This window comes from Bradyrhizobium sp. U87765 SZCCT0048, assembly GCF_018131225.1.
Classification (GTDB): Bacteria; Pseudomonadota; Alphaproteobacteria; order Rhizobiales; family Xanthobacteraceae; genus Bradyrhizobium_A.
The window spans coordinates 679616-703058 of the sequence record NZ_JAFCMM010000004.1 but is presented as its reverse complement, the minus strand read 5'-3'; the positions used below and the strand labels follow the sequence as shown (position 1 = coordinate 703058).

The window sequence follows — 23443 nt, the reverse complement described above, 5'->3', positions numbered from 1 at the left end:
GCTGGAGATTATCAAGAGACAAATCCACATAACCCGACTATCATCGACCGGCGCGCCGCACTTCATCCCATAAGAAGGGCTGTGAAGCAAAACCTGTGTTGTCCCAAGGCTCCCGACCCTCGCCCGCCCATGCCGCCAAGACCCCACATTGATTCACAGGATATACGGTGCGATGGCGACTAGCACCGGCAGCTATTTTCACCTCCATATGGTGTCCGATTCCACCGGCGAAACGCTGATCACGGTCGCGCGCGCGGTGGCTGCGCAATACTCCCATGTCAGCCCGGTCGAGCACGTCTACCCGCTGGTCCGCAGCCAGAAGCAGCTCGACCGCGTGCTTGCCGAGATCGAGGAGTCGCCGGGCATCGTGCTGTTCACGCTGCTCGAGGAGGAACTGGTTTCGCGCCTCGAGGCCAAGTGCAAGGAAATCAACATCCCGAGCCTGTCGATCATCGGGCCGGTGCTGCAGTTGTTCCAGGCGTATCTTGGCGTGTCGACGTCGCATCGGGTCGGCGCGCAGCACACGCTCAATGCGGAATACTTCAAACGCATCGACGCGCTCAACTACACCATGATGCATGACGATGGTCAGCACACCGAAGGCCTCGAGGAGGCCGATGTCGTGCTGGTCGGTGTATCCCGCACGTCCAAGACACCAACCTCGATCTATCTCGCCAATCGCGGCGTGCGCACGGCCAATGTGCCGCTGGTGCCGGGCATTCCGATACCGCGGCAGCTCGAGACCTTGACCAAGCCGCTGGTGGTCAGCCTGCATGCGGCACCGGAACGGCTGATCCAGATCCGCCAGAATCGCCTGCTCGGCATCGGCGCGCGGGTCGATAACGACACCTATATCGACCGCCAGGCCGTGACCGACGAGGTGACGTTCGCACGCCGTCTCAGCGCCAAATACAACTGGCCGCTGATCGATGTCACCCGCCGCTCGATCGAGGAAACCGCGGCCGCGATCATGAAGCTCTTCGCCGATCGCCAGCGGCAGCGGGGATGACGCCATGACATTGTGGCGTGGCGACAGGCCGCTCATTCTCGCGTCGCAAAGCCGCTCGCGTCAGGCTTTGCTGCAGCAGGCCGGGCTTGATTGTCGGGCCATTCCTGCGGAGATCGACGAGCGCGCGATCCAGCAGGCATCCGGCCTGACGTCGCCCGGCGAAATCGCTGAGTTGCTGGCGTCGGAGAAAGCGCGCGCGGTGGCGGTGTCGCAGCCCGGCCATCTGGTGATCGGCGCCGACCAGACGCTGGCGCTCGGACAGCGGCTGTTCAACAAGCCCGCCGGCCGCGCCGAAGCTTTCGATCAGCTTCAGGTGCTGGCGGGCCAGACCCATGAACTTCACAGCGCCGTCGCGGTGGCGCGTGACGGCGAGATTCTGTTCGCCGACGTCGCGGTCGCGCGGATGACCATGCGCCCGCTCGGTGCGGCGGCGATTTCCGCCTATCTCGATGCTGCCGGCGATGCCGTCACCACCACAGTCGGCGCCTACCAGCTCGAAAAGCTGGGCGTCCATCTGTTCGCCCGCATCGAGGGCGACCATTTTACCATTCTCGGCCTGCCATTGTTGCCGCTGCTCGACTTCTTTCGCGGCGAAGGCGTGCTGGCATTCTAGGCGTTCGGCCCGGGTTCGCCGGGGCCTGCGATGGCCGATACCATCGCGCGATATGAGAGGAATCAATGCGGCTGCTCGGACTGACCGGCTCGATCGGGATGGGAAAATCGACCACGGCGAAATTGTTCGCCGAGGCCGGGGTTCCGGTCTACGACGCCGACGCCACCGTGCACCTGATCTATCAGGGCGAGGCCGCGCCGGCGATCGAGGCGGCATTCCCCGGCACCACCGTGGACGGCAAGGTCGATCGCCAGAAACTGTCCGCTCGTGTCGTGCACAATCCCGATGCGATGAAGCAGCTCGAAGGCATCGTGCATCCGATGCTGCGCTCCCATCAGCTGGCGTTTCTCGACGCTGCCGAAAAATCAGGTGCTCCAGTGGCGGTGCTGGACGTCCCCCTGCTGTTCGAGACCGGAGGCAATGCGCGGGTGGACGCGGTGGTGGTGGTCACGACCTCGCCGGAGGAACAGCGCGCGCGGATCCTGGCGCGGGGCACCATGACGCCGGAGGCGCTCGATGCCATCCTGGCGCGGCAGATGCCTGATGCGGAGAAGCGCAAACGGGCGGATTTCGTCGTGGATACCTCGTTTGGGGTCGAGCCGGTGCGGCAGCGCATCCAGGAAATTCTCGCCGAGGTCGTTACAATGCCGCGGCGGCGAGCCTGATTCGCCGGCTTCGATCGGATTCCTGACCAGATGCGTGAAATCGTCCTCGATACCGAAACCACCGGCCTCGATCCGCTGCGCGGCGATCGGCTCGTGGAAGTCGGCTGCATCGAAGTCTTCAACCGCATGCCGACGGGCCAGAGCTTCCATCGCTACATCAATCCCGAGCGGGACATGCCGCAGGAAGCGTTCGCCGTGCACGGCCTGTCGAGCGAGTTCCTGTCGGACAAGCCGCTGTTCGCCGCTGTCGTGGATGAATTCCTCGAATTCATCGGCGATGCGCCGCTTGTGATTCACAACGCCTCGTTCGACATCAGCTTCATCAATGCGGAGCTCGAGCGCATCAAGCGGCCGCCGATCGGCAGGGATCGCCTGGTGGACACCCTGCTTCTGGCGCGCCGCAAGCATCCCGGCGTGTCCAACCGGCTCGACGATCTCTGCTCGCGCTACAACATCGACAACTCTCATCGCACCAAGCACGGCGCTCTGCTCGACGCCGAGTTGCTGGCCGAGGTCTATATCGATCTTGTCGGCGCCCGGCAGTCGCAGCTTCTGCTCGCGGAAACGCCCCGTACGGAAGCACAGGCCCTCGTCGACGGGCCACGGCGGCAGCGTCCAGTACCGCTGGCGGCGCGTGTCACCGAGGCTGACCGCGAAGCGCATCGCGCCTTTGTCATGACCTTCGGCGAAAAGCTGATCTGGAAGGAATTCATTCCGGAGCTGGTCCCGCCGGCGCCGGCGACCTGAAGGTCCGCGGCCGATCCGCGTGCGGTGGTCGGCTTCTCGAAACGTCAGCTTTCTCAAACGAAACGGCCCGGTGCATCGCTGCCCGGGCCGTTGCTGCTGGATGGTGTCGGGAGAGGCTCAGCTCGGACGGATCTGCTGGGCCTGACGCTCCATGTTCTGGCGGTAGAGGCCGACGAAATCCACCGGATCGAGCATCAGCGGCGGGAAGCCGCCATTGCGGACCGCGGTCGCGACGATCTCACGGGCGAACGGGAACAGCAGCCGCGGGCACTCGATCATGATCAGCGGGTGCAGGTTCTCCTGCGGAACGTTCTGGACCTTGAACACGCCGGCATAGGCGAGCTCGAAGCCGAACAGCAGAGTACCGGCGCTCTCGGCCTTGCCCTCGATCGACAGCGTGACCTCGAAATCATCTTCGCCGAGGTTACGCGCCCCGACGTTGATCTGGATGTTGATGGAAGGCTGCTGCTGCTGCGGGGCGAGCGAGCCCGGCGCGTTCGGATTCTCGAACGACAGGTCCTTGATGTACTGCGCCAGCACGTTGAGCTGCGGCGGAGGGGCGTTCTCGTTCGGGGCGCCGTTGCCGTTGGTCATACAAATCTCTCCAGACGCAGGTTCAGGCGAAGGGGTGACCTGCTCGCGTGAAGGCCGCGTTCCAATTGAAGCTTCGTCCCAGGGTTCAAGCCGACGGGGATCTGGGCAAATCCGGATGCGGAGGCATCCATGCCTTCCTGCCACCGCCCGGGCGGCGGGAAAGCCCCCGTCGGGGCGAGTGGCTAACACGGCGCTGCCGTCTTCGACAAGGATAAGGCGGCCGGTTTGGCCGGTCGGGAGGTTGGCCCGGGCCCCTGGATCGTCTAGAATCCGCCGAAAACCAACGTCAAGAAGGATGCCCTTTCGCCACCACGGTCAAACGGGATGTCTGACGATGGGGCGTCCGTGCCAAAAGGCGTCATTGGCGCGGTCGGGTTTGGCCCCTACATGAGGCGCTGACGATGGGGGTGTCGATCCCAGGCGATGCCGGCGCCTGACCGGACCGATCCTGCAACTGGAACGATGATGCGCCGGGTCGCGCGATCCGGCCGATCAGAAAGTGAATGCGACGTGGATATTTACACCATCATCTTCCTGGCCCTGGCCGTGTTCATCTTTCTCAGGCTGCGCAATGTGCTCGGCCAGCGAACCGGCAGCGAGCGCCCGCCCTATGACCGGGCGGCCCGTGACATCGCCAATGGCGCGGCATCGAACACGCCCAATGGCAATGTCGTCCCCCTCCCCGGAACCGTGATCGACCATGCCCCGTCGGCACCGAGCGCCGCGCCAGCGGCCGATCGCTGGAAAGGCGTGACCGAGCCGGATTCGCCGCTCGCCCGCGGGCTCGACGCGGTGGTCGCGGCCGATCCCTCGTTCCAGCCGCAGCATTTCGTGACCGGTGCCAAGAGCGCCTATGAGATGATTGTGCTGGCGTTTGCCGCCGGCGATCGTCGCACGCTCAAGGACCTGCTGTCCCGCGAGGTCTATGACGGGTTCGATGCCGCGATCCGCGAGCGCGAGCAGCGCGACCAGAAGGTCGAGACCCGCTTCGTCGGTATCGACAAGGCCGAGCTGGTCAATGCCGAGCTGCGCGACCGCAGCGCCCAGGTCACCGTCCGCTTCAGCTCGCAGATGGTCACCGTCACCCGCGACAAGTCCGGCGCGGTGGTCGACGGCAGCCCGGAGAAGGTGACCGATGTCACCGATATCTGGACCTTCGCGCGCGACACCACCTCGCGCGACCCGAACTGGAAGCTGGTCGGCACGGAGAGCGGACATTAAGGCGCGCCGCGCAGTCCCTTCCGCGCTGCTGGCGTTCTGTGCGCTACCCTTCGTGGCGTCCCTGTTGAGTTCGGATTCCGAGGCGGCGCGCCGGCATCACGCGCGCGGCCATCTCCCTCAGGTCGAGTTTCCCCACCGGCAGCAGCCGCAGTGGCAGCTCGAGGTCCCCGGCGCCCAATACAGTCCGGTGGACTGGGCCGATATCCCGGGCTGGGCCGATGACGACCAGCTCGCGGCGTTCCGGACGTTTCGTACAAGCTGTGATCCGATCCTCGCGCCCGCCAGCGCGATCGCCGAAACGCGGGCGCTTGGCGGGTCGCTGCGCGAGCCCTGCCGGGCGGCAAAGGCCGCGACCGTCACCTCCAGCGCCGAGGCCCGCACCTTTTTCGAGCAACAGTTCCACCCCGTGCGGATCATGCGGCTCGGCGAGACCGAGGGCTTTGTCACCGGCTACTACGAGCCGGTGGTCGACGGCTCCCGCACCCGGACCGACGTCTACACCATCCCGCTCTATCGCCGACCGTCCAACCTGTTCGTGCGCGGCTACACCCAGAGCTCGACCAGCCTGCCCAACAAGGGCGAGGTCTTTCGCAAGATCGGACGGCGCAAGCTGGTGCCATACTATGACCGCGGCGAGATCGAGGACGGCGCCATCGCCGGCCGCGGCCTCGAGATCTGCTGGCTGAAGAACCAGACCGACCTGCTGTTCATCCAGATCCAGGGCTCGGCCCGCATTCGCCTCGAGGACGGTTCGATGGTGCGAATCAACTACGATGCGCACAACGGCTTTCCCTACACGCCGGTCGGCCGCGTCCTGATCGAGCGCAACATCATTCCGAGAGACCAGATGTCGATGCAGCGCATCCGGCAATGGATGGAGGAGAACCCCGACGGCGCCAAGGAGCTGCGGCGGCAGAACCGCTCCTATGTGTTCTTCCGCGAGGTCAAGCTGGCGGCGGACGACGAGGCGGTTGGCGCCCAGGGCGTGCATCTCACCGCCGGTCGTTCGATCGCTGTCGACAAGGCGCTGCACATCTACGGCACGCCGTTCTTCATCGAAGGCAACCTGCCGCTGCAGTCGGAGCAGAACAAGACGCCGTTCCGCCGGCTGATGGTGGCGCAGGACACCGGCTCGGCGATTGTCGGCCCGGCCCGCGCCGACATCTATTTCGGCGCCGGCGTGGAGGCCGGGCAGGTGTCAGGCCGGCTCCGCAACGGTGCGCAATTCGTGATGCTGGTGCCCAACAGCCTCGATCCGCAGGCGCGCGGCCGAACGATGCCGCTGCCCGAACCGCGGCCGTCGGCGAAGATCGCCAGGCAGTTTCCGCAGCAGGCGGTGCCCTTCAAGTCCGAACCCGCGACACCCGAGCCGGCAAAGCCCGACGCCACCAAGTCCGGCAGCACAAAGTCCGACGCTGCCAAGTCTGGAGTTATGAAGCCCGACGCCGCCAGGTCTGGCGCGGCCAGGTCTAGTGACGCCAAGCCTGGCGATGCCAAGCCTAGCGATGCCAAGTCTGGCGACGCCAAGTCCGATCTCCCGAAACCTGACGCCACGACGTCCGATGCCGCGAGGCCTGGTCAGCACAAATCCGGCCAGGCGACGTCTCAGCCCGCGTCCGGGCAGGCCAAGGCCGCTCCGGCCAGGCCTGATGCGCCAAAGACCGAGGCGACAAAAGCCGATACGGTGAAGACCGACGGGGCGGACAAGCCTGCCGCCATTCCGGTTCCGGAGGCCCGCCCCGCGGCGGCGGACAGCCGGTCGGATCAGGCAGCGCCGCGGTCGGAACGGCGGCGCGAGCGCCATCAGCCCGATCAGGCGCGGCCCGGCCAATGAAGCGCGTCGTACCACCTGAAACCGACGTGCCGGACCCGCCGGTGCGGCGTCGCCGCCGCGTCCTCAGCGCCGATGAACAGGCGCTGTGGCATGCAGTCTCCGAATCCACCAAGCCGCTGAAGAAACGGCCCCGCCTGACACGGGTTGCCGTGGCGGAAGAGCCGGCCGTCAAAACCACGGCGCCGAAACCCGCCGGGAAGACCGCCAGTGCCGGGAAACAGGCCGCTGCCCCTGCCCCGGCGGCTCTCCGCCGGCCGGAGCCGCCACCCCTTGTCGCCATCGCGCGGCGCGAGCGACTGCAGCTGTCGCGCGGCCGCAAGGATATCGATGCCAAGCTCGACCTGCATGGCCTGACCCAGGCCCGTGCCCATCGCGTGCTTCTGCACTTTCTGCAGCAGGCGAGCGAGGAAGGTCTGTCCTTCGTGCTGGTCATCACTGGCAAGGGCCGGCCCGGCGCGGAGGCGTCAGAGCGCGGCGTGCTGCGTCGCCAGGTGCCGGAATGGCTGTCGCTGCCCGAGTTTCGCAGCTGTGTCATCGGCTTCGAGGAAGCCCATGTCGGCCATGGCGGCGGCGGCGCTCTCTATGTCCGTGTCCGCCGCGCGCGGCTGCGCTGACGTCCCGTCGTCAGAACGGCTTGGTGAGTCCGACGCGCGGGATGACGGTCACGATCCAGCCGAGCGCGCGTGATTGTTGTGGCTCCGGTGCGATCAGCGCTGCCTCGCGGCTCGCCGGCAGTTGTTTCGCCGCGAACATCACCAGCATCAGGCAGGTCGCCCAGTCCGACATCCACCGCGCATAGTCGAACACGGTGGCGAAGATCACGACATAGCCGAGACTGATGCCGAGCACGGCGAGGCCGACGGCGATGCGATGACGGCGTTCGGACAGGGCGCGCACGACGTCGATGCCATAACGGATCAGCGGCGCATGCAGCATCACCAGCACAAGATAGATCGGCGCGCGCAGCAGGTTCTTGGGCATCAGCGCCCAGGTGTCGCGAATCTCGTCGGCGAAGGTGCGGTAGAAAATGTCCGCGGTGATGTTGGCGTCGGTCGGATCGAGCGCCCGTTCATGGAGATGACGGTTGAACGTCTCGATCGGCACGGTCGGCGAGCCATGAAACTGCATGGCCACGAACAGCGCAACGATCGCCAGCCCCAGCAGGGCGGCGAGCCCGATGTCCGCCCCGGTCATGCGGCGCATCAGGTGATGGCGCAGGATGACGATGGCGCCGATGGTCGGAACATAGAGCAGCAGATGGATATGGTGGATCAGGATCAGCGCCATGGCGCCGATGGCGCCGCCAAGCACATAGAGATTCGAACGCGCCGGCACGAGCAGCAGCGCGAGCGCGATCGCGCAGCCGTAGATGTCGTAGTAGCCCAGTGTCTGCACGAAGTTCTTGAGAAAGAACGGCGAGCCGAGGGTGAACACCAGCAGCGGCAGGGTCTGCGCCGTGAAGCCATAGCAGCGGCGGAACACCAGCCCGAACAGCCCCAGCGTCACCAGCCACACCAGCGTGCCCAGCACATAGGGCGACCAGGACGGCAGCACCGGAAAGCCGAGCGCGACCAGCGCGCCGATCAGCGAGCGCTTGGTGAAGCCGAAGTGATAGTCCGACAGCAGCTGGATGTACTGCAGGCCAGGGTAGTTGAATGCGAACTTGTAGGCGAACAGCAGCGCGGTGATCGCGGCGTTCACCGCCAGCATGCGGCGCCAGGGAGTTGTCGGAGACGTCACCGGCATGTCGTATCCATCGAAAGGCCCGCAGCGCGCGGCCGCGAACGGAGGACAGGTTCAGAACGGCGTCACCGTACCGATCCGCGGAATCACGGTGACCGCCCAGCCGAGCGCCCTCACCCAGCGGTTCGCGCCGTCGATCGGTCGCGTCGGGCGCGCGGCCGGCAGCTGCCTCACCGCATGCAGCAGCAGGATCATGCAGCTGCCGAGGCTCGCCACCCATCGCGAATAGTCGAAGACGGTCAGGAAGATCGCGACATAGCCGGCGAGGACCAGCGCGATCAGCACCAGCACGATGCGGCGATGGGCGGCGCTGGCGAGATCGCGCACGGTGTCGCCGAAGAAGCGGATCAACGGTGCATGCAGCACGACGACCACCAGATAGATCGGCGCCCGGCGCAGGTTGCGCGCCATGACCGCCCAGGTGTCATGAAGCTCGTCCGCAAAGGTGCGGTAAAAGATGTCCGGCATGATGCCGGTCTCGGCAGGATTCGCCATGCGGGCGCGCAGGTGTGCTTCGAACACTTCCGGCGCGACGGCCGGCGCGCCGTGAAACTGGACCAGCGCGAACACCACGCCGATGATCGCCGTCAGCACCGCCGCGAGCGCGAGATCACCAGTGCGCCAGCCGCGCGGCAGGTGATGGCGCAGCAGCACGATGGCGCCGATGGTTGGGATGGAGAGCAGCAGGTGCAGGTGATGGATCAGCAGCAGCACGATCGCGCCGGCGGCCGCGCCGATCACATAGAGGACGGAGCGCGCCGGAACCAGCAGCAGCACCAGCGCCAGCAGCGCGCCATAGACATCGTAGTAGCCGAGCGTCTGGACGAAGTTCTTGAGGAAGAACGGCGAGCCGGCGGTGAACACCAGCAGCGGCAGGGTCTCGTCGACGAGGCCGAACGTGGTGCGGAATAGATGCAGGAACAGCATCGTCGTTGCGACCCACGGCACCAGGCCGACGACATAGGTCGCCGAACTCGGCAGCACCGGGAAGGCCGTGCCGACAATGGCGCCGACCAGCGCGCGCTTGGCGAAGCCGAAGTGATAGTCGGCCAGCAACTGGGTGTAGGGCAGGTCGGGATAGCTGAGGGCGAATTTGTAGACGAACAGCGCCGCGACCACGGCGATGTTCACCGCGAGCATGGCGCGCCATGGCGCTGGCGTCGGACTAGGCATGGTGTCGGCAGCCCCTGCGGCGGACTGCGCCAGTCTGCCGCAGGTCGAATCCCGGTTTCAATGGGGGGCGCGCCAGGCGTCCCCCGAAACCGGAGGGGCGTCAGAGGATGAAGCGGCTGAGGTCGGTATTCCTGGCGAGGTCGCCGACATGCTTCTGCACGTAGGCGGCGTCGATCCGGATGGTGTCGCCGTTGCGGTCCGGCGCGACGAACGAGATTTCGTCCAGCACCCGCTCCATCACCGTCTGCAGCCGCCGGGCGCCGATGTTCTCGACGCTGGCATTGACCGCGACCGCGACGTCGGCGAGCGCGTCGATGGCGTCGTCGGTGACCTCCAGCGTCACACCCTCGGTCTGCATCAGCGCGACATACTGCTTGATCAGCGACGCTTCGGGCTCGGTCAGGATGCGGCGGAAGTCGTCGCGGGTCAGCGCCTGCAGCTCGACGCGGATCGGCAGGCGGCCCTGCAGCTCCGGCAGCAGGTCCGACGGCTTGGCGACGTGGAAGGCACCGGAAGCAATGAACAGGATGTGGTCGGTCTTCACCTGGCCGTGCTTGGTGGTCACGGTGGTGCCCTCGATCAGCGGCAGCAGGTCGCGCTGCACGCCCTCGCGCGACACGTCGGCGCCGACCCGGCCGTCGCGGGCACAGATCTTGTCGATCTCGTCGAGAAACACGATGCCGTTGTTCTCGACCGCATGGATCGCTTCCTGCACCAGCTTGTCGTTGTCGAGCAGCTTGTCGGATTCCTCGTTGATCAGGATCTCGTGCGATTCCGCCACGGTCGTGCGCCTCGGCTTGGGGCGGCCGCCCATCTTGCCGAAGATATCGCCGATCGAGATGGCGCCGATCTGGGCGCCGGGCATGCCGGGGATCTCGAAGGTCGGCATGCCGCCGGAGCTCTGCACCTCGATCTCGATTTCCTTGTCGTCGAGCTCACCGCCGCGCAGCTTGCGGCGGAACGAATCGCGCGTCGAGGCGCTGGCGTTCGCTCCGACCAGCGCATCGAGCACGCGCTCCTCGGCCGCGAGCTGGGCGCGGGCATGGACGTCCTTGCGCTTGCGCTCGCGGGTCTGCCCGATCGCCACCTCGATGAGATCGCGCACGATCTGCTCGACGTCGCGGCCGACATAGCCGACCTCGGTGAACTTGGTGGCTTCGACCTTGATGAACGGCGCGCCCGCGAGCTTGGCGAGGCGGCGCGAGATCTCGGTCTTGCCGACACCGGTCGGCCCGATCATCAGGATGTTCTTGGGCAGCACCTCGTCGCGCAGCGTGCCGGTGAGCTGCAGGCGGCGCCAGCGGTTGCGCAGCGCGATCGCAACCGCGCGCTTGGCGTCGCCCTGGCCGACGATGAAGCGGTCGAGTTCGGAAACGATTTCACGGGGGGAGAAGTCGGTCATGGGGTGCGTACCATCAAGAGAGCGGGGCCATCCGGGGTGTCGACGACGCGGTCCTTGCGGAAGCCGGCCTTTTCATAGGCGCGGACCGCACGGGTGTTGTCGGGATCGGGGTCGGTGATGACGCGCTGCGTGCCGGAAGCCAGCAGGCGGTCGGTGAAGGCGCGGATGAAGGCAGAGCCATGGCCGCGGCCGATCATGTCGGGCTCGCCGATGAACTGGTCGATACCATGCGTGCAGGCAGGCTGCGTGCCGACACCGCTTTCGAACCCGTCGGGACAATCGTAGCATTGCAGATAGGCGAAAGGCCGGCCGCCGCACGATACGATCCACTGGGCCATCGCGGGATCGTCGAGGTCGGCGCTGATCAGTGCCAACTGCGTGTCGACATCCCGCCACCAGCGCGCGACGTCGGGCGTCGCCAGCCACCGCCGGATGGTCGGCAGGTCGGCGGCGGTCATCGCGGCGAAGCTATAGGTCATGTCCGTTGTCGCGGTCATCGCGTGGTTACGCCCCGGCCTGCCACTGCCTGACGGCGTCGAGCGGATGGATCAGCATCAGGATGTTGAGGGTCAGGTTGTCGCGGATGACATAGGCGGCGACCGCCTCGAACACCAGCGCCAGCGTCACCGTGACCCAGATCGGCAGCTTCGCGGCGGCGATGAAGCCGGTCAGCGCCGCCAGCGTGTCGGACACCGAGTTGACGATGCTGTCGCCGAAATAGTCGAGCGAGATGGTCGCGGCGCGGTAGCGCTGGATGATCAGGTCGCTGTTCTCGACGATCTCCCAGACGCCTTCGAGGCCGACGGCGATGGCAAGGCGCAGTCCCAGCGGCGCGCGCGGCAGCGCCAGCCACAGCACGAGATAGAACAGCAAGCCGTGGATGAGATGGGACAGCGTGTACCAGTCGGTGATGTGCTGGGAATTCTCCGAGCTGTTGACCACGCCATGCCACAGCTTGACGGTGCCGCAGGCGCAGATCGGCAGCCGGCCCATCGCATAGAGAATTGCGGCCTGTGCCGCGATCAGGACGGCGGCGATGGCGAGGCCGCGGGCGAACGAGAACGCCGGCGCTGCCGGAACGAGCGCACGCGCGCCGTCGGTGTTGTTCATGCGCCCAGCGCTTCGATGGTGATGTTGCGGTTGGTGTAGACGCAGATGTCCGCGGCGATGTCGAGCGAGCGACGCACGATGGTCTCGGCGTCCTTGTCGGTGTCGACCAGCGCCCGCGCCGCTGCGAGGGCGTAGTTGCCGCCTGAGCCGATCGCCATCACGCCGCCTTCCGGCTCCAGCACGTCGCCGGTGCCGGTCAGCACCAGCGACACGTCCTTGTCGGCGACGATCATCATCGCCTCGAGCCGGCGCAGGTAGCGGTCGGTGCGCCAGTCCTTGGCGAGTTCCACCGCCGCCCGGGTCAGCTGTCCCGGATACTGCTCGAGCTTGGCCTCGAGCCGCTCGAACAGGGTGAAGGCGTCGGCGGTGGCGCCGGCGAAGCCGCCGATGACGTCGCCCTTGCCGAGCTTGCGCACCTTGCGGGCGTTGGACTTGATCACCGTCTGGCCGATCGACACCTGGCCGTCGCCGCCGATCACCACCCGTCCACTCTTGCGGACGGTCAGGATGGTGGTGCCGTGCCAGACGGGGGCGGGTTCGGAATGGGCTGCGTACATGTCCTGGTCCATCGGCGTGGCCGGCCGGGACAGACGCCGGGTCTGTCCGCCGGGCCGCGCGAAACTCGTCGAAAGAGGGGCGCTGCCGCCGCCAGCGGGCGGGGCTGCGCTGCCCGGCGCGATCGGCCAGATTTAGGGATCGCAGGGCAGCGATGCAATCGCCGCGGCCGGAAGGGCCGGATTCCGGTCACCATAGCCCGACGTGACGTTACTTTGGCGTCATACTGCAGTAGCGAAGGCGGCTGGCGCCTGATAAAAGGGCCCGGTTCCGGCCCGGCCGACAAGCGGTCAAGGGCCTTTCAGGATCAAGCGGGACGCCTTCACCCATGCGCACGGCCGAGATCAAGCGCAAGACCAAGGAAACCGACGTCGCGGTGGCCGTCAATCTCGACGGCACCGGCGTCGCCACCGTGTCCACGGGCATCGGTTTCTTCGATCATATGCTGGATCTGCTGGCGCGCCATTCCCGCATCGACATCACCGTGAAAGCGGTGGGCGACCTGCATGTCGACTTCCACCACACCACGGAAGACGTCGGCATTGCGCTGGGACAGGCGGTGAAGCAGGCGCTCGGCTCCATGGCGGGCATTACCCGCTATGCCGGCATCCACATGCCGATGGACGAGACGCTGACCCGCGTCGTCATCGACGTGTCCGGCCGGCCGATGCTGGTGTTCAAGGTCGACTTCCCGCGCGACAAGATCGGCGAGTTCGACACCGAGCTGGTGCGGGAGTGGTTCAACGCCTTCGCGATGAACGCCGGGATCACGCTGCATGTCGAGACGTTGTACGGCGACAACAGCCATCATATCGCGGAATCCTGTTTCAAGGGTCTCGCGCGCGCTCTGAGGGCGGCGTTCGAGATCGATCCGCGAGCCAAGGGCGAAGTGCCGTCCACTAAGGGGCAGCTCGGCGGCTGAGCCGGGCCCCGTCCGCGCGGTTGCCGCGCGGTGCGTCAAACATCCGGAGAGTTGCATGCCGGTCTTTACTGTTCACGCTCCCGTCCGTGCCGGCGCGGTGGATACCGCCGCGACCGATCGCTTCGTGTTCGTGCGCGACGGCTTCCACCTGTGGGCGGCGCTGTTCGGCGCGTTGTGGTTCGCAGTCCATCGGCTGTGGCTCGCGCTGCTTGGCTATCTTGTGATCGTGCTCGCGCTGGCATTCGGCCTGTGGGCGCTGAAGGTCGGCTCCGACGTGCGCACCATGGTGATGCTGCTGGTTGCGCTGCTCACGGGGTTCGAAGCCTCCAGCCTGTGGCGCTGGACGCTGTCGCGCGGCAAGTGGCGCCAGCTCGACATGGTGGTCGCCGACAGCCGCGAGGCGGCCGAGCGGCGCTTCTTCGATCGCTGGGCGGCAGGCAGGACCACGGGCGAGGGTGGCAGCGTCGATCGCGGCGAGCCGCCGCCGGTGCGGCCGGCGGCTGCCGTCGGCGGTGCTGATGGTGAGATCATGGGATTGTTTCCCCAACCCGGAGCAGGCCGGTGAACGTTGCGATCATCGATTACGGATCGGGCAACCTGCACTCGGCGGCGAAGGCCTTCGAGCGGGCGGCGCGCAGCCTGCCGACACCGCCGGCGATCGTCGTCACCAGCGATCCCGATGCCGTGGCGAAGGCAGATCGCATCGTGCTGCCGGGTGTCGGCGCGTTCGCCGACTGCCGTCATGGCCTCGATGCGCTCGATGGCATGGTGCCTGCGCTCGAGGAAGCGGTGCGGGTCAAGGGACGGCCGTTCTTCGGCATCTGCGTCGGCATGCAGCTGATGGCGACCCGCGGCAAGGAATATGTCACCACCGGCGGTCTCGACTGGATCGCCGGTGACGTCGAAAAGATCACGCCGGCCGATGCCGGGCTGAAGATCCCGCACATGGGCTGGAACACGCTCGACGTCGCGCGGCCGCATCCGATGCTCGCCGGCCTGTCGCTCGGCGACGATGGCCGGCACGCCTATTTCGTGCATTCCTATCACCTGCATGCGGCTGACGATGCCGATGTGGTGGCGCGCGCCGATTACGGCGGCCCGATCACCGCCATCGTCGCCCGCGACACCGCCTTCGGCACCCAGTTTCATCCCGAGAAGAGCCAGCGCTTCGGCCTCGCCCTGATCGGCAACTTTCTGACGTGGACACCGTGATTCTCTTTCCTGCCATCGACCTCAAGAACGGAACCTGCGTGCGCCTCGAGCAGGGCGACATGGCGCGGGCGACCGTGTTCAACACCGATCCCGCCGACCAGGCCAGGAGCTTCGAGGCCCAGGGCTTCGCATATCTCCATGTCGTCGATCTCGACGGCGCGTTCGCCGGCAAGCCGATGAACGCGCAGGCGGTCGACAGCATGCTGGCCGCGGTGCGCATGCCGGTGCAGCTCGGCGGCGGCATCCGCGATCTCGCCACCGTCGAGGCGTGGCTCGCCAAGGGCATCGCCCGTGTCATCATCGGTACCGCGGCGGTGCGCGATCCCGAGCTGGTCAAGGCCGCGGCGAAGCGCTTTCCCGGCCAGGTCGCCGTCGGCCTCGACGCCCGCGACGGCAAGGTCGCGGTCGAGGGCTGGGCCGAGACGTCGGAAGTCACCGCGCTCGACATCGCCCGCCGTTTCGAAGATGCCGGTGTCGCCGCCATCATCTTCACCGATATCGCCCGCGACGGCCTGCTCAAGGGCCTCAATCTCGACGCCACCATCGCGCTCGCCGACGCCATCTCGGTGCCGGTGATCGCGTCAGGCGGACTTGCCTCGATCGCGGACGTCCGCGCGCTGCTCGAGCCGCGGGCAAAGAAGCTCGCGGGCGCGATTTCCGGCCGTGCGCTCTATGATGGCCGGCTCGATCCGGCGGAAGCGATGGCGCTGATCCGCGCCGCGCGTCAGGCGGCCTGACATGTTCAAGGTCCGCGTCATTCCCTGTCTCGATGTCAAGGACGGCCGGGTCGTCAAGGGTGTCAACTTCGTCGACCTGCGCGATGCCGGCGATCCCGTGGAAGCGGCGATCGCCTATGATGCCGCCGGCGCCGACGAGCTGTGTTTTCTCGACATCACCGCCACCCACGAGAACCGCGGCACCATGCTCGACGTCGTGCGTCGCACGGCGGAAGCCTGCTTCATGCCACTCACCGTCGGCGGCGGCGTGCGCACGGTCGACGACATCCGCACCCTGCTGACGTCCGGCGCCGACAAGGTGTCGATCAATTCGGCGGCGGTCAGCCGGCGTGAGTTCGTCAGGGAGGCGGCGGAGAAATTCGGCGACCAGTGCATCGTCGTGGCGATCGACGCCAAGCGGGTCAGCGCTCCGGGGGAGCCGGACCGCTGGGAGATCTTCACCCATGGCGGCCGCAAGGCCACGGGCATCGATGCGGTCGGCTATGCCGAGGAAGTCACCGCGCTCGGCGCCGGCGAGCTCCTGCTGACCTCGATGGACCGTGACGGCACCCGTCAGGGCTTCGACATCGCGCTGACCCGCGCCATCGCCGATCGCATCAACATTCCGGTGATCGCGTCCGGGGGTGTCGGCAACCTCGATCACCTCGTGGCCGGCATCCGCGATGGCCACGCCACCGCGGTGCTCGCAGCCTCGATCTTCCATTTCGGAGAATTCACCATCCGCCAGGCCAAGGACCACATGGTCGACGCCGGTCTGCCGATGCGGCTGGACCCCTGACGCGTGGCGCCGCGGCGCAAGCCGCGACAAACAGGACAACAGGACGACGCACGGATGGCCCGCTTCACGATCCACGATCTCGCCGACACCATCGATGCGCGCGCCGCGTCGAGCGGCGAGGTGTCCTACACCCGCAAGCTGCTCGACAACGGGCCGGCTTATTGCGCCAAGAAATTCGGCGAAGAGGCCGTCGAGGCGGTCATCGCGGCGGTTCAGGGCGAGCGCGACCATCTGCTGGCGGAGACCGCCGATGTCGTTTTCCACCTGCTGGTGCTGCTGAAATCCCGGGGCGTGACGTTGCAGGACGTCGAGGACGTCCTCGCGCAACGCACCCACCGGTCAGGACTCGAGGAAAAGGCGGCGCGCAAGCGCGATTAGGGAGCAGCTTCCATGGATGCGCGGGCCAACGTCCAGTACAATCCCTACCGGATTTTCTCGCGCGCCGAATGGTCGAAGCTGCGTGACGATACCCCGATGACGCTCGACGCCACGGAAGTCGCGGCGCTGCGCTCGATGCACGACCGGCTCGATCTCAAGGAAGTCGAGGATATCTACCTGCCGCTGTCGCGCCTGCTGTCGATGTATGTCGCGGCGGCGCAGCGGCTGTTCATCGCCCAGCGGCGATTCCTCGGCATCGAGGACCGCAAGATGCCCTACATCATCGGCGTCGCAGGTTCAGTGGCGGTCGGCAAGTCGACCACCGCGCGCGTGCTGCAGGCGATGCTGGCGCGCTGGTCGCCGCGCCCCAAGGTCGATCTCGTCACCACCGACGGTTTCCTGTTTCCCAACGCCGTGCTCGAGCGGCGCGGGCTGATGCAGAAAAAGGGTTTTCCGGAGAGCTACGACCTGCCGGCGCTGCTCGCCTTTCTCAGCGATATCAAGGCCGGTCGCCGCAATGTGCGGGCGCCGATCTACTCGCACCACACCTACGACATCGTCCCCAACCAGATGATCGAGATCGATCAGCCCGACATCCTCATTCTCGAGGGCGTCAACGTGCTGCAGACCGGCCGGTTGCCGCGTGACGGCCAGGCGGTGCCGTTCGTGTCCGACTTCTTCGATTTTTCGGTTTATATCGACGCGGACGAGCCGGTGCTGCGCAAGTGGTATGTCGAGCGCTTCCTGGCGCTGCGCGATACCGCTTTCCACGATCCGAAGTCGTACTTCCACCGCTATGCGCTGCTGTCGGATGGCGAAGCGATCGCCACCGCGACGGCGATCTGGGAGCGCACCAACCTCGCCAATCTCGAGGACAACATCCTGCCGACGCGGCCGCGCGCGACGCTGATCCTGAAGAAGGGCGGCGAGCACGTCATCGAGAAGGTGTCGCTGCGCCGGCTGTGAGGGCGGCGCTGCTTTCTCAGTCAGCGTCTCAGGCCGCGTGGCGGCTGGCGTCGGCGCCGAAGTGGTCGATGTAGCGCGAGCTGATCGCCGACACCGGCAGCACGATCAGCACATCGGTGGTGCCGAACTGGTGGTCGATCACCGCACCGTCGCCGACATAGGCGCCGAGGCGCAGATAACCCTTGATCAGCGGCGGCAGCTCGTGGAGCGCGGCCTTCGGGTTGATCGCTTCCTTGGCCATCCGGTTCATCTCGATCCGGCGGGCCGGATGCGCCGCGGCGCGCCACGCGTCCGGCGCACGTGAATAGTGGTGCAGGAACGACAGCGGTAGCGCCAGACGGTCCGGGTCGGTGCCTTCGAACGAGGCGCAACCGATCATCACATCGCAGCCATGCTGGCGCACATAACTCCAGATGCCGTGCCACAGCAGCTCCACCGTGCGCTTGTTGCGATACGGCGGCAGCACGCAGGAGCGGCCGAGCTCCAGGAATTTGAGTTCGGGGTGGCGCTCGACAAGGCCGGTGGTGTCGAACTCGTTGTCGGTATAGAAGCCGCCGTGACGGCTTGCGACATCCTGCCTCAGCAGACGATACGTACCGACCACCGGCTGCTTGCCGCTCAGCGACGGCTTGGCGGCGTGATCGATGACCAGGAGATGGTCGCAGAACGCGTCGAACGCGTCCTTGTCGCGCTGCGCCAGCATGGTGGCGGCGTCGGCGATTGCGGTGCCGTTCTTGTAGAACACCTTGTAGCGCAGCTTCTGGGCGCGCTTGATGTCCTTCTTGGTGTGCGCGAGGCGCACTTCGAGCGGCCCGAGGCGGCCGAGCGGCGCGATCGTCGTCGGCTTGAAGCGAATGGCGGCTTCGCTCACGAAGGTCGGCATCAACAGGCTGGCCATCGCCTTGGCATTGGCCATCATGTTGGCGGTCATCGGAGTTTTGGCCGACGCCGGCCGAAGCGCCTTCTTCGGAGTGAGGCGGGCGGATGCGATGGCGGCGCCCTTTGCGGGCTTCATCGGGGTCATGGACGTCCTCGTGGATCGCATCGAATCGATGCGGCCGCGATCCATTAATCACGCCCCTTCAACGGATTTATGACAGGCGTCGAGCTGTCCAGATGTTTCCAGCGCGGCGTTGGCGCATCGCGCCGGTCGTGTATGCACGAAGTCGCTGTCTGGACGCGCGATCAGGCGACGAGGTGCGGTGCTGTCGCGAGGCCGGCGAGGACTTCGGTAAGCTTGTCGCGATCGAGCGGCTTCACGAGGAAGCCGTCCATGCCGGCGCTGAAGCAGGCGTAGCGATCCTCGACGAGTGCATTGGCGGTCAACGCCACGATCGGTGCGCGCCGCATCTGCTGGGCGGTCTCGCGCGCACGGATGCGTCGCGTCGCCTCGATGCCGTCCATCACCGGCATCTGCACGTCCATCAGCACGAGATCGTAGGGCGTGCCCGCGGTCGCGGCGGCGAGCCACGACTCCACCGCTTGCGCGCCGGTTACCGTCACCACGGGGCGATGGCCGAGGCGCGTCAGCAGCGAGCGCATCAACAGTGCGTTGATCTCGTTGTCCTCGGCGACGAGGATCGACAGTCCGGACGGCGGTGCCGCCGGCAATGTTTCGATCGCTTCGCGGCCCTCGTCATGGCCGAGGCGCGGCGCATCGGAGGCCAGTGTCATGGTCAGGCGCGCAGCCAGCGACGCCGCCCGCACCGGTTTGACGAGATAGCCGGTGAAATTCGGCGTCGGCGCCGCCTCGAGTTCGCGCCGCGCGGCCGGCGTCACCATGACGATGCGGTGAAGGGCATGGAAGCGTGCGGCTTCGCCGAGCTTCGCAAGTTCAGTCGTGCCGAGATCGTGGCTCGCGATCAGCGCGTGCCAGGGCCGCTCGGGCAGCAGGGCGGCGGCGACCACCGGGTCTGTCAGGGTGCAGGTCTGCGCGCCCCAGCGCTCGAGGCGACGGGCGACCAGCGCGGTCTCGATCGCCTGCGGCGCCACCAGCATCACCGCCCTGCCCTGCAGGTCCGGCGCGGTGAAGGCCGGGCCGATATCGGCCGCCGATGTTGCGGCCAGCAGCGGCACCGCGACCTCGAAGGTCGAGCCGTGGCCGGGCGTGCTGTCGAGGGTGATGCGGCCGCCCATGCGCTTGACAATGCGGTCGCTGATGCTGAGGCCAAGGCCGGTGCCGCCATAGTCGCGGGCGATGCGTTCGTCAGCCTGTTCGAACTCGCGGAAGATCCGCGCCTGGGCGTCGGGAGCGATGCCGATGCCGGTGTCGCGCACCAGGAAGCTGATTTCGTTGGGCCAGATGCCGGGCTCGACGATCAATGCGACGCCGCCGGTGGTGGTGAACTTGATGGCATTGCCGGCGAGGTTGAGCAGCACCTGGCGCAGCCGCGCGGCGTCGCCGATCACCTCGGCCGGCAGACGCTCGTCGACATAGGCGGCGATTTCCAGCGCACGCGCCTGCGCGCGCGGCGCCAGCAGCTCGGTGATCTCCTCGATCAGTGCGGTGAGCGCGAACGGGCGCTGCTCGAGGTCGATCTTGCCGGCCTCGATCTTGGAGAAGTCGAGCAGTTCGTCGATCAGCAGCAGCAGCGCTTCGCCCGATGTCTTCACGGCGCGGGCATAGGTCGTCTGTTCGGCGCTGAGCGGCGTGTCGAGCAGCAGCCCGCTCATGCCGATGATGCCGTTGAGCGGCGTGCGGATTTCGTGCGATGCCATCGCCAGGAAGCGCGATTTGGCGCGGTTGGCGGCATTGGCATGGTCGCGCGCGTCGCCGAGGGCCCGCTCCGTCTCGGTGCGGTCGGTGACGTCGCGGCCGACGCTTTGCATTTCCGCGGGCCGGCCGGCGTCGAGGCGCACGAGGCTTTCGCGCCAGGCGATCCAGCGCGGCCCCAGCGGGCTTGTGATCTTCTGGTCGTGGATGCGGGTGCCGTCGGGCTCGACCGCGGCATCGCCCTGCTCGATCACCGGCAGGGTGAAGACCGAGCCGATCAGCTGGTCGCGCGATGTTTGCGCCAGTTCGCAGAACGCATCGTTGGCGAAAGTAATGCGCCCGGCGGCATCGCGCAGCACGATGAGGTCGCTCTGCGATTCGAACAGGCTGCGGGCGCGCTCCTCGGCTTCCTTCAGCTCCCAGTTGCGATCGACGAGCGCTTCGTTGCGCTGGGCGATCTTCTGCATCTGCCGTCGCAGCATGCGCATGCGGAAGCTCAGCGTGGCGAGCGCGAGGCAGGCAAGCGCGAACAGGAAACTGGCGCCGATGGCGAAGGCGTGGGGATCGTAGCTGTCCGAGCGGCTGCCGGCGATGAAGCCATAGGCGCCGCCGAAGGTCGCGGAGAAGATGGTGAGGGAGCGTGCGGCGAAGGCGATCCACGGGTGCTTCCGCGCAAACCGCCGCAGGCGCAGCTTGATCCGAAGTCCCCGCGTCATGGCCGTGATCCCGTCATTGCCGCGGTGTCCGCCGCACGGCAGCCGGGCCACAGCGCGTTGGGTGCCATGCCGGGCCGATGATGCCGTCGTCGAAAGCCGCTTCCGCTGGTCCGATGCAATCCCCGTCGATGACCTTGCCGGGTGGAGGTTGCGAACTGTTTGAGGGCCCTGCCGCGTCCCCGGCGGGTTGGCGACAGGGTAAAATTTGGGTTAACGCGCCTTTGGCAGAGCTGCCGCCTGAAGACGCTACGTCAGACCGGAAAGCGTGGGCGCGTTCGCTTTTGGTGGAATCGTGAACGCGCTCCGGCATTTTATTTTTGACGCGTTTTCTTCACGCGAACCGGTGCCCACCTCGCTCGAAAGCGCTTCATAGCGCGCGGGCGAGCGGCTGCGGCCGGCCGGCGTGCGCGCCGACGAGCAGCGCCGCAGCGTCGCGGACGCTGAATGTCCGGGAGCGGACATAGATGCGGTAGTTGGCATCGCCGTCATGGCTGAGATAGATCACGGTGCCTGTTCGCTCCGGCGTGTCGTCGATGCCGATGAGCTGTGCCGGCCCGGTGCCGGAGCAACCACCGTCCTCGAGCGTCCGGGCGTCGTCGACCACGGTGAAGTCGGCGCTCTCCGGACTGTCGACGATCCGCACCCGCACCGTGGCGTCGGCCGGCTGGGTGGTGAAGCTGACGCGACGCTGCGCCTGCCAGTTGAATTCGGCGAGCTGCACCGCGCTGTCCGCGGTGGCGATGCAGGGCTGGACGCTGGGGGCGATCTGGTCGCGGGCGAAGTAGCCGACGACGACCAGCGGGATGACCGAGGCGACGAACTTGTAACGCAACATGACTGAAACTCGGTACGCGACAGGCCACGGGAACAAGCCGTACAACGTCGGCTTATGGTTCCTGAAGCGTAAAGAAAAATCGTTACCGGAGCGTTTGCTTCCGTCACGTCATGCGGCATTTGCTCCAGCACGGGCTGAGGCGGCGTCCGGTCCGGTCAGATCTGGTCGCCTATCCCGCCGCGATGGAGGCCGCTGCGGGGGCCGCGATCAATGCGCGGGCAATGGCACGGCTGATCTTCTGCTCTGTCGCGATCTCGACAAAGAGATACTGGCCACCTGGATTGACCTCGAAGAACCAGTATTCGCCCTCGGCATCCCGGCGAAGATCGTAAGCGCCATACCGCAGGCCGAGTTCCTTCTGCATGCGCCGGATCGCGCCGGCCACCTCGTCCGGAAGGGTGTGAGTGCGAACGTCGACGGCTGCATCAAGCCGCCAGTCGAGCTGCGCGCCGGGATGGTGCGCCCGGATTTCGGCCGCGAAGATCTCGTCCTCGACAATCGTCGCCCGAATGTCGGCACCGCCGTCGATCCGACGCTGAATGATACAGGGCGAGAAACGCAGCAGCGCCAGATTGCTTCTGGCTTCCGCGTCGAGAGGGCGTGTCTCGACGATCATCGAAGCCGGCGTGGTGAGGCTCTTGTAGATGAATTCGCCGTCGTGACGGGACAGAAGCGCCGTGACATCGTCCGGTGAGCTGGAGATGACCGTGGACGGGTGGCGGAAACCGCAGCGCCGGGCATTCGCCAGTTGAAACGGTTTGCGGCGAGCGGCCAGTTCCGCCGCCAGCGGATTGATGACGCGCGCGCCGAGCGCGTAAATCCAGCCTTCGAACAGTGCCGCACAGTCATCGCGGCACAGTCGGCGATGCTTGTCATCGTTGATCGCTTCGGAAATGGCGAATGGGCGTGTCCGCCGCCACCACACCCCGCTGATCGCAGCATCCGTGACCACGCCTTCGGTGGTGACGATGTCGAAGCGAGGGGTGTCGTCCTCGTCCGCGGTCAAGGAGATCGACCACAGGTTCGGAAAGTCCGCGGTATTGAGCATGAGGACCGCGCCGCCGCACTGCCGAATTTCCCACGCGACCGTCAGCGCATGGAGATCCTCGGGGGGAGCGATGATAATGACTGGCAATGGCTGTCGACCATCAACGACGAGACGGGGGCGGACCATTCATGTCGCGCGGCATACGGCGCGGGCGTCGCCTTCGACGTGTTATTGGTCGCCGTAGTCTTCGTCGGGCTCGGTATAGGTCTTTTCGTCGGAATCGATGAAAGGGCCTTCCGGTGGCGTGCCGGTTGATTTTGTCACCTGCTTCTTCGTCCAGGTCAGCGACGCGCTGATGTCGGACACGTCAATGCCGCGCGCGGCGAAGAAGGCGAGGTCACGCTGATGCGTATTGTCGAGATCCGCATCCGCTGCGGTAACCTGGGATGCACGCGATTCCTGCGCCAGAATGAAAGGGAGCATCGCAATTCCCTCCAAAATCAATATCAGGCAATGCGTGGAGAATTCACGG

Annotated in this window: 26 protein-coding genes; 14 read left to right on the top strand and 12 right to left on the bottom strand. The window is 66.4% G+C overall.

Annotated features, from left to right (window positions below; genetic code table 11):
* Positions 1-172: 172 nt before the first annotated feature.
* The 4 genes from JQ639_RS26085 (at position 173) to dnaQ (ending at position 3034) form a co-directional block, all read left to right on the top strand.
* Entirely contained in the window at positions 173-1009 is an 837-nt protein-coding gene (locus JQ639_RS26085) for a pyruvate, water dikinase regulatory protein (protein ID WP_211968670.1), read from the top strand.
* A gap of 4 nt (positions 1010-1013) precedes the next feature.
* On the top strand, positions 1014-1622 hold the full coding sequence (locus tag JQ639_RS26080; RefSeq protein WP_211968671.1) for a Maf family protein: 609 nt from the start codon (positions 1014-1016) through the stop codon (positions 1620-1622).
* A 65-nt stretch (positions 1623-1687) separates the two neighbouring features.
* Positions 1688-2287, top strand: a complete 600-nt coding sequence (gene coaE, locus JQ639_RS26075) for a dephospho-CoA kinase (protein WP_211968672.1) — start codon at positions 1688-1690, stop codon at positions 2285-2287.
* A gap of 30 nt (positions 2288-2317) precedes the next feature.
* The gene (gene dnaQ / locus JQ639_RS26070) at positions 2318-3034 is read left to right on the top strand and encodes a DNA polymerase III subunit epsilon (RefSeq protein WP_211968673.1); all 717 of its coding nucleotides are present in this window, start codon (positions 2318-2320) and stop codon (positions 3032-3034) included.
* 117 nt (positions 3035-3151) lie between these two features.
* Here dnaQ and secB read toward each other — a convergent pair whose 3' ends face one another.
* Positions 3152-3628, bottom strand: a complete 477-nt coding sequence (secB, locus tag JQ639_RS26065) for a protein-export chaperone SecB (RefSeq protein ID WP_211968674.1) — start codon at positions 3626-3628, stop codon at positions 3152-3154.
* 510 nt (positions 3629-4138) lie between these two features.
* On the opposite strand from secB, the gene JQ639_RS26060 reads away from it, so the two are divergent.
* The 3 genes from JQ639_RS26060 to JQ639_RS26050 are packed head-to-tail and all read left to right on the top strand — an operon-like array spanning position 4139 to position 7297.
* On the top strand, positions 4139-4849 hold the full coding sequence (locus tag JQ639_RS26060; protein WP_211968675.1) for a Tim44/TimA family putative adaptor protein: 711 nt from the start codon (positions 4139-4141) through the stop codon (positions 4847-4849).
* On the top strand, positions 4764-6683 hold the full coding sequence (gene mltA, locus JQ639_RS26055) for a murein transglycosylase A (RefSeq protein ID WP_211968676.1): 1920 nt from the start codon (positions 4764-4766) through the stop codon (positions 6681-6683). The genes JQ639_RS26060 and mltA overlap by 86 nt, the downstream gene beginning before the upstream one ends.
* Positions 6680-7297 (top strand): Smr/MutS family protein, encoded by a 618-nt coding sequence (locus JQ639_RS26050; protein ID WP_211968677.1) that lies wholly within the window; start codon positions 6680-6682, stop codon positions 7295-7297. The genes mltA and JQ639_RS26050 overlap by 4 nt, the downstream gene beginning before the upstream one ends.
* Positions 7298-7307: 10 nt before the next feature.
* Here the strand turns inward: JQ639_RS26050 and JQ639_RS26045 are convergent, their stop codons facing one another.
* From JQ639_RS26045 to hslV, 6 genes are all read right to left on the bottom strand, one after another.
* A complete protein-coding gene (locus JQ639_RS26045; RefSeq protein ID WP_211968678.1) occupies positions 7308-8429 on the bottom strand; it encodes a hypothetical protein in 1122 nt (373 codons plus the stop codon).
* 51 nt (positions 8430-8480) lie between these two features.
* A complete protein-coding gene (locus tag JQ639_RS26040; RefSeq protein ID WP_211968679.1) occupies positions 8481-9599 on the bottom strand; it encodes a hypothetical protein in 1119 nt (372 codons plus the stop codon).
* A 100-nt stretch (positions 9600-9699) separates the two neighbouring features.
* Positions 9700-11001, bottom strand: coding sequence for an ATP-dependent protease ATPase subunit HslU (hslU, locus tag JQ639_RS26035; protein ID WP_211968680.1), 1302 nt, complete (start codon positions 10999-11001; stop codon positions 9700-9702).
* Positions 10998-11480, bottom strand: a complete 483-nt coding sequence (locus JQ639_RS26030) for a GNAT family N-acetyltransferase (RefSeq protein ID WP_211968681.1) — start codon at positions 11478-11480, stop codon at positions 10998-11000. The genes hslU and JQ639_RS26030 overlap by 4 nt, the downstream gene beginning before the upstream one ends.
* 25 nt (positions 11481-11505) lie before the next feature.
* Positions 11506-12111, bottom strand: coding sequence for a DUF2585 domain-containing protein (locus tag JQ639_RS26025; protein WP_211968682.1), 606 nt, complete (start codon positions 12109-12111; stop codon positions 11506-11508).
* Complete coding sequence (gene hslV / locus JQ639_RS26020; protein WP_211968683.1) at positions 12108-12668, bottom strand: ATP-dependent protease subunit HslV; 561 nt, start codon at positions 12666-12668, stop codon at positions 12108-12110. The genes JQ639_RS26025 and hslV overlap by 4 nt, the downstream gene beginning before the upstream one ends.
* A gap of 326 nt (positions 12669-12994) precedes the next feature.
* Here hslV and hisB point away from each other — a divergent pair, with 326 nt between their 5' ends.
* Genes hisB through coaA form a run of 7 tightly spaced genes read left to right on the top strand, consistent with a single transcriptional unit; the run spans position 12995 to position 17659 of the window.
* Positions 12995-13588, top strand: a complete 594-nt coding sequence (gene hisB / locus JQ639_RS26015; protein WP_211968684.1) for an imidazoleglycerol-phosphate dehydratase HisB — start codon at positions 12995-12997, stop codon at positions 13586-13588.
* Between the two features lie 55 nt (positions 13589-13643).
* Positions 13644-14153 (top strand): DUF2628 domain-containing protein, encoded by a 510-nt coding sequence (locus JQ639_RS26010; protein ID WP_211968685.1) that lies wholly within the window; start codon positions 13644-13646, stop codon positions 14151-14153.
* Positions 14150-14800, top strand: coding sequence for an imidazole glycerol phosphate synthase subunit HisH (hisH, locus tag JQ639_RS26005; RefSeq protein ID WP_211968686.1), 651 nt, complete (start codon positions 14150-14152; stop codon positions 14798-14800). Before JQ639_RS26010 ends, hisH begins: the two co-directional genes overlap by 4 nt.
* On the top strand, positions 14788-15537 hold the full coding sequence (gene hisA, locus JQ639_RS26000; protein WP_211968687.1) for a 1-(5-phosphoribosyl)-5-[(5-phosphoribosylamino)methylideneamino]imidazole-4-carboxamide isomerase: 750 nt from the start codon (positions 14788-14790) through the stop codon (positions 15535-15537). The genes hisH and hisA overlap by 13 nt, the downstream gene beginning before the upstream one ends.
* 1 nt (position 15538) lies before the next feature.
* Positions 15539-16315: an imidazole glycerol phosphate synthase subunit HisF gene (gene hisF, locus JQ639_RS25995; RefSeq protein ID WP_211968688.1), complete on the top strand. Its 777-nt coding sequence runs from the start codon at positions 15539-15541 to the stop codon at positions 16313-16315.
* Positions 16316-16369: 54 nt separating this feature from the next.
* On the top strand, positions 16370-16693 hold the full coding sequence (locus JQ639_RS25990; protein ID WP_211968689.1) for a phosphoribosyl-ATP diphosphatase: 324 nt from the start codon (positions 16370-16372) through the stop codon (positions 16691-16693).
* A gap of 12 nt (positions 16694-16705) precedes the next feature.
* Positions 16706-17659 (top strand): type I pantothenate kinase, encoded by a 954-nt coding sequence (coaA, locus tag JQ639_RS25985; RefSeq protein ID WP_211968690.1) that lies wholly within the window; start codon positions 16706-16708, stop codon positions 17657-17659.
* 28 nt (positions 17660-17687) lie between these two features.
* Here coaA and olsB read toward each other — a convergent pair whose 3' ends face one another.
* The 5 genes from olsB to JQ639_RS25960 all read right to left on the bottom strand — a co-directional run bounded on the left by olsB (position 17688) and on the right by JQ639_RS25960 (position 23409).
* Positions 17688-18542 carry a l-ornithine N(alpha)-acyltransferase gene (gene olsB, locus JQ639_RS25980; protein ID WP_249123474.1) on the bottom strand — a complete coding sequence of 285 codons (855 nt, stop codon included), beginning with the start codon at positions 18540-18542 and terminating at the stop codon, positions 17688-17690.
* A gap of 302 nt (positions 18543-18844) precedes the next feature.
* Positions 18845-21088, bottom strand: coding sequence for a PAS domain-containing hybrid sensor histidine kinase/response regulator (locus tag JQ639_RS25975; protein ID WP_211968691.1), 2244 nt, complete (start codon positions 21086-21088; stop codon positions 18845-18847).
* A 367-nt stretch (positions 21089-21455) separates the two neighbouring features.
* A complete protein-coding gene (locus JQ639_RS25970) occupies positions 21456-21923 on the bottom strand; it encodes a hypothetical protein (protein WP_211968692.1) in 468 nt (155 codons plus the stop codon).
* A 169-nt stretch (positions 21924-22092) separates the two neighbouring features.
* Positions 22093-23097, bottom strand: coding sequence for an MvdC/MvdD family ATP grasp protein (locus JQ639_RS25965; RefSeq protein ID WP_211968693.1), 1005 nt, complete (start codon positions 23095-23097; stop codon positions 22093-22095).
* A gap of 42 nt (positions 23098-23139) precedes the next feature.
* Entirely contained in the window at positions 23140-23409 is a 270-nt protein-coding gene (locus JQ639_RS25960; protein ID WP_211968694.1) for a hypothetical protein, read from the bottom strand.
* Positions 23410-23443: the final 34 nt, after the last annotated feature.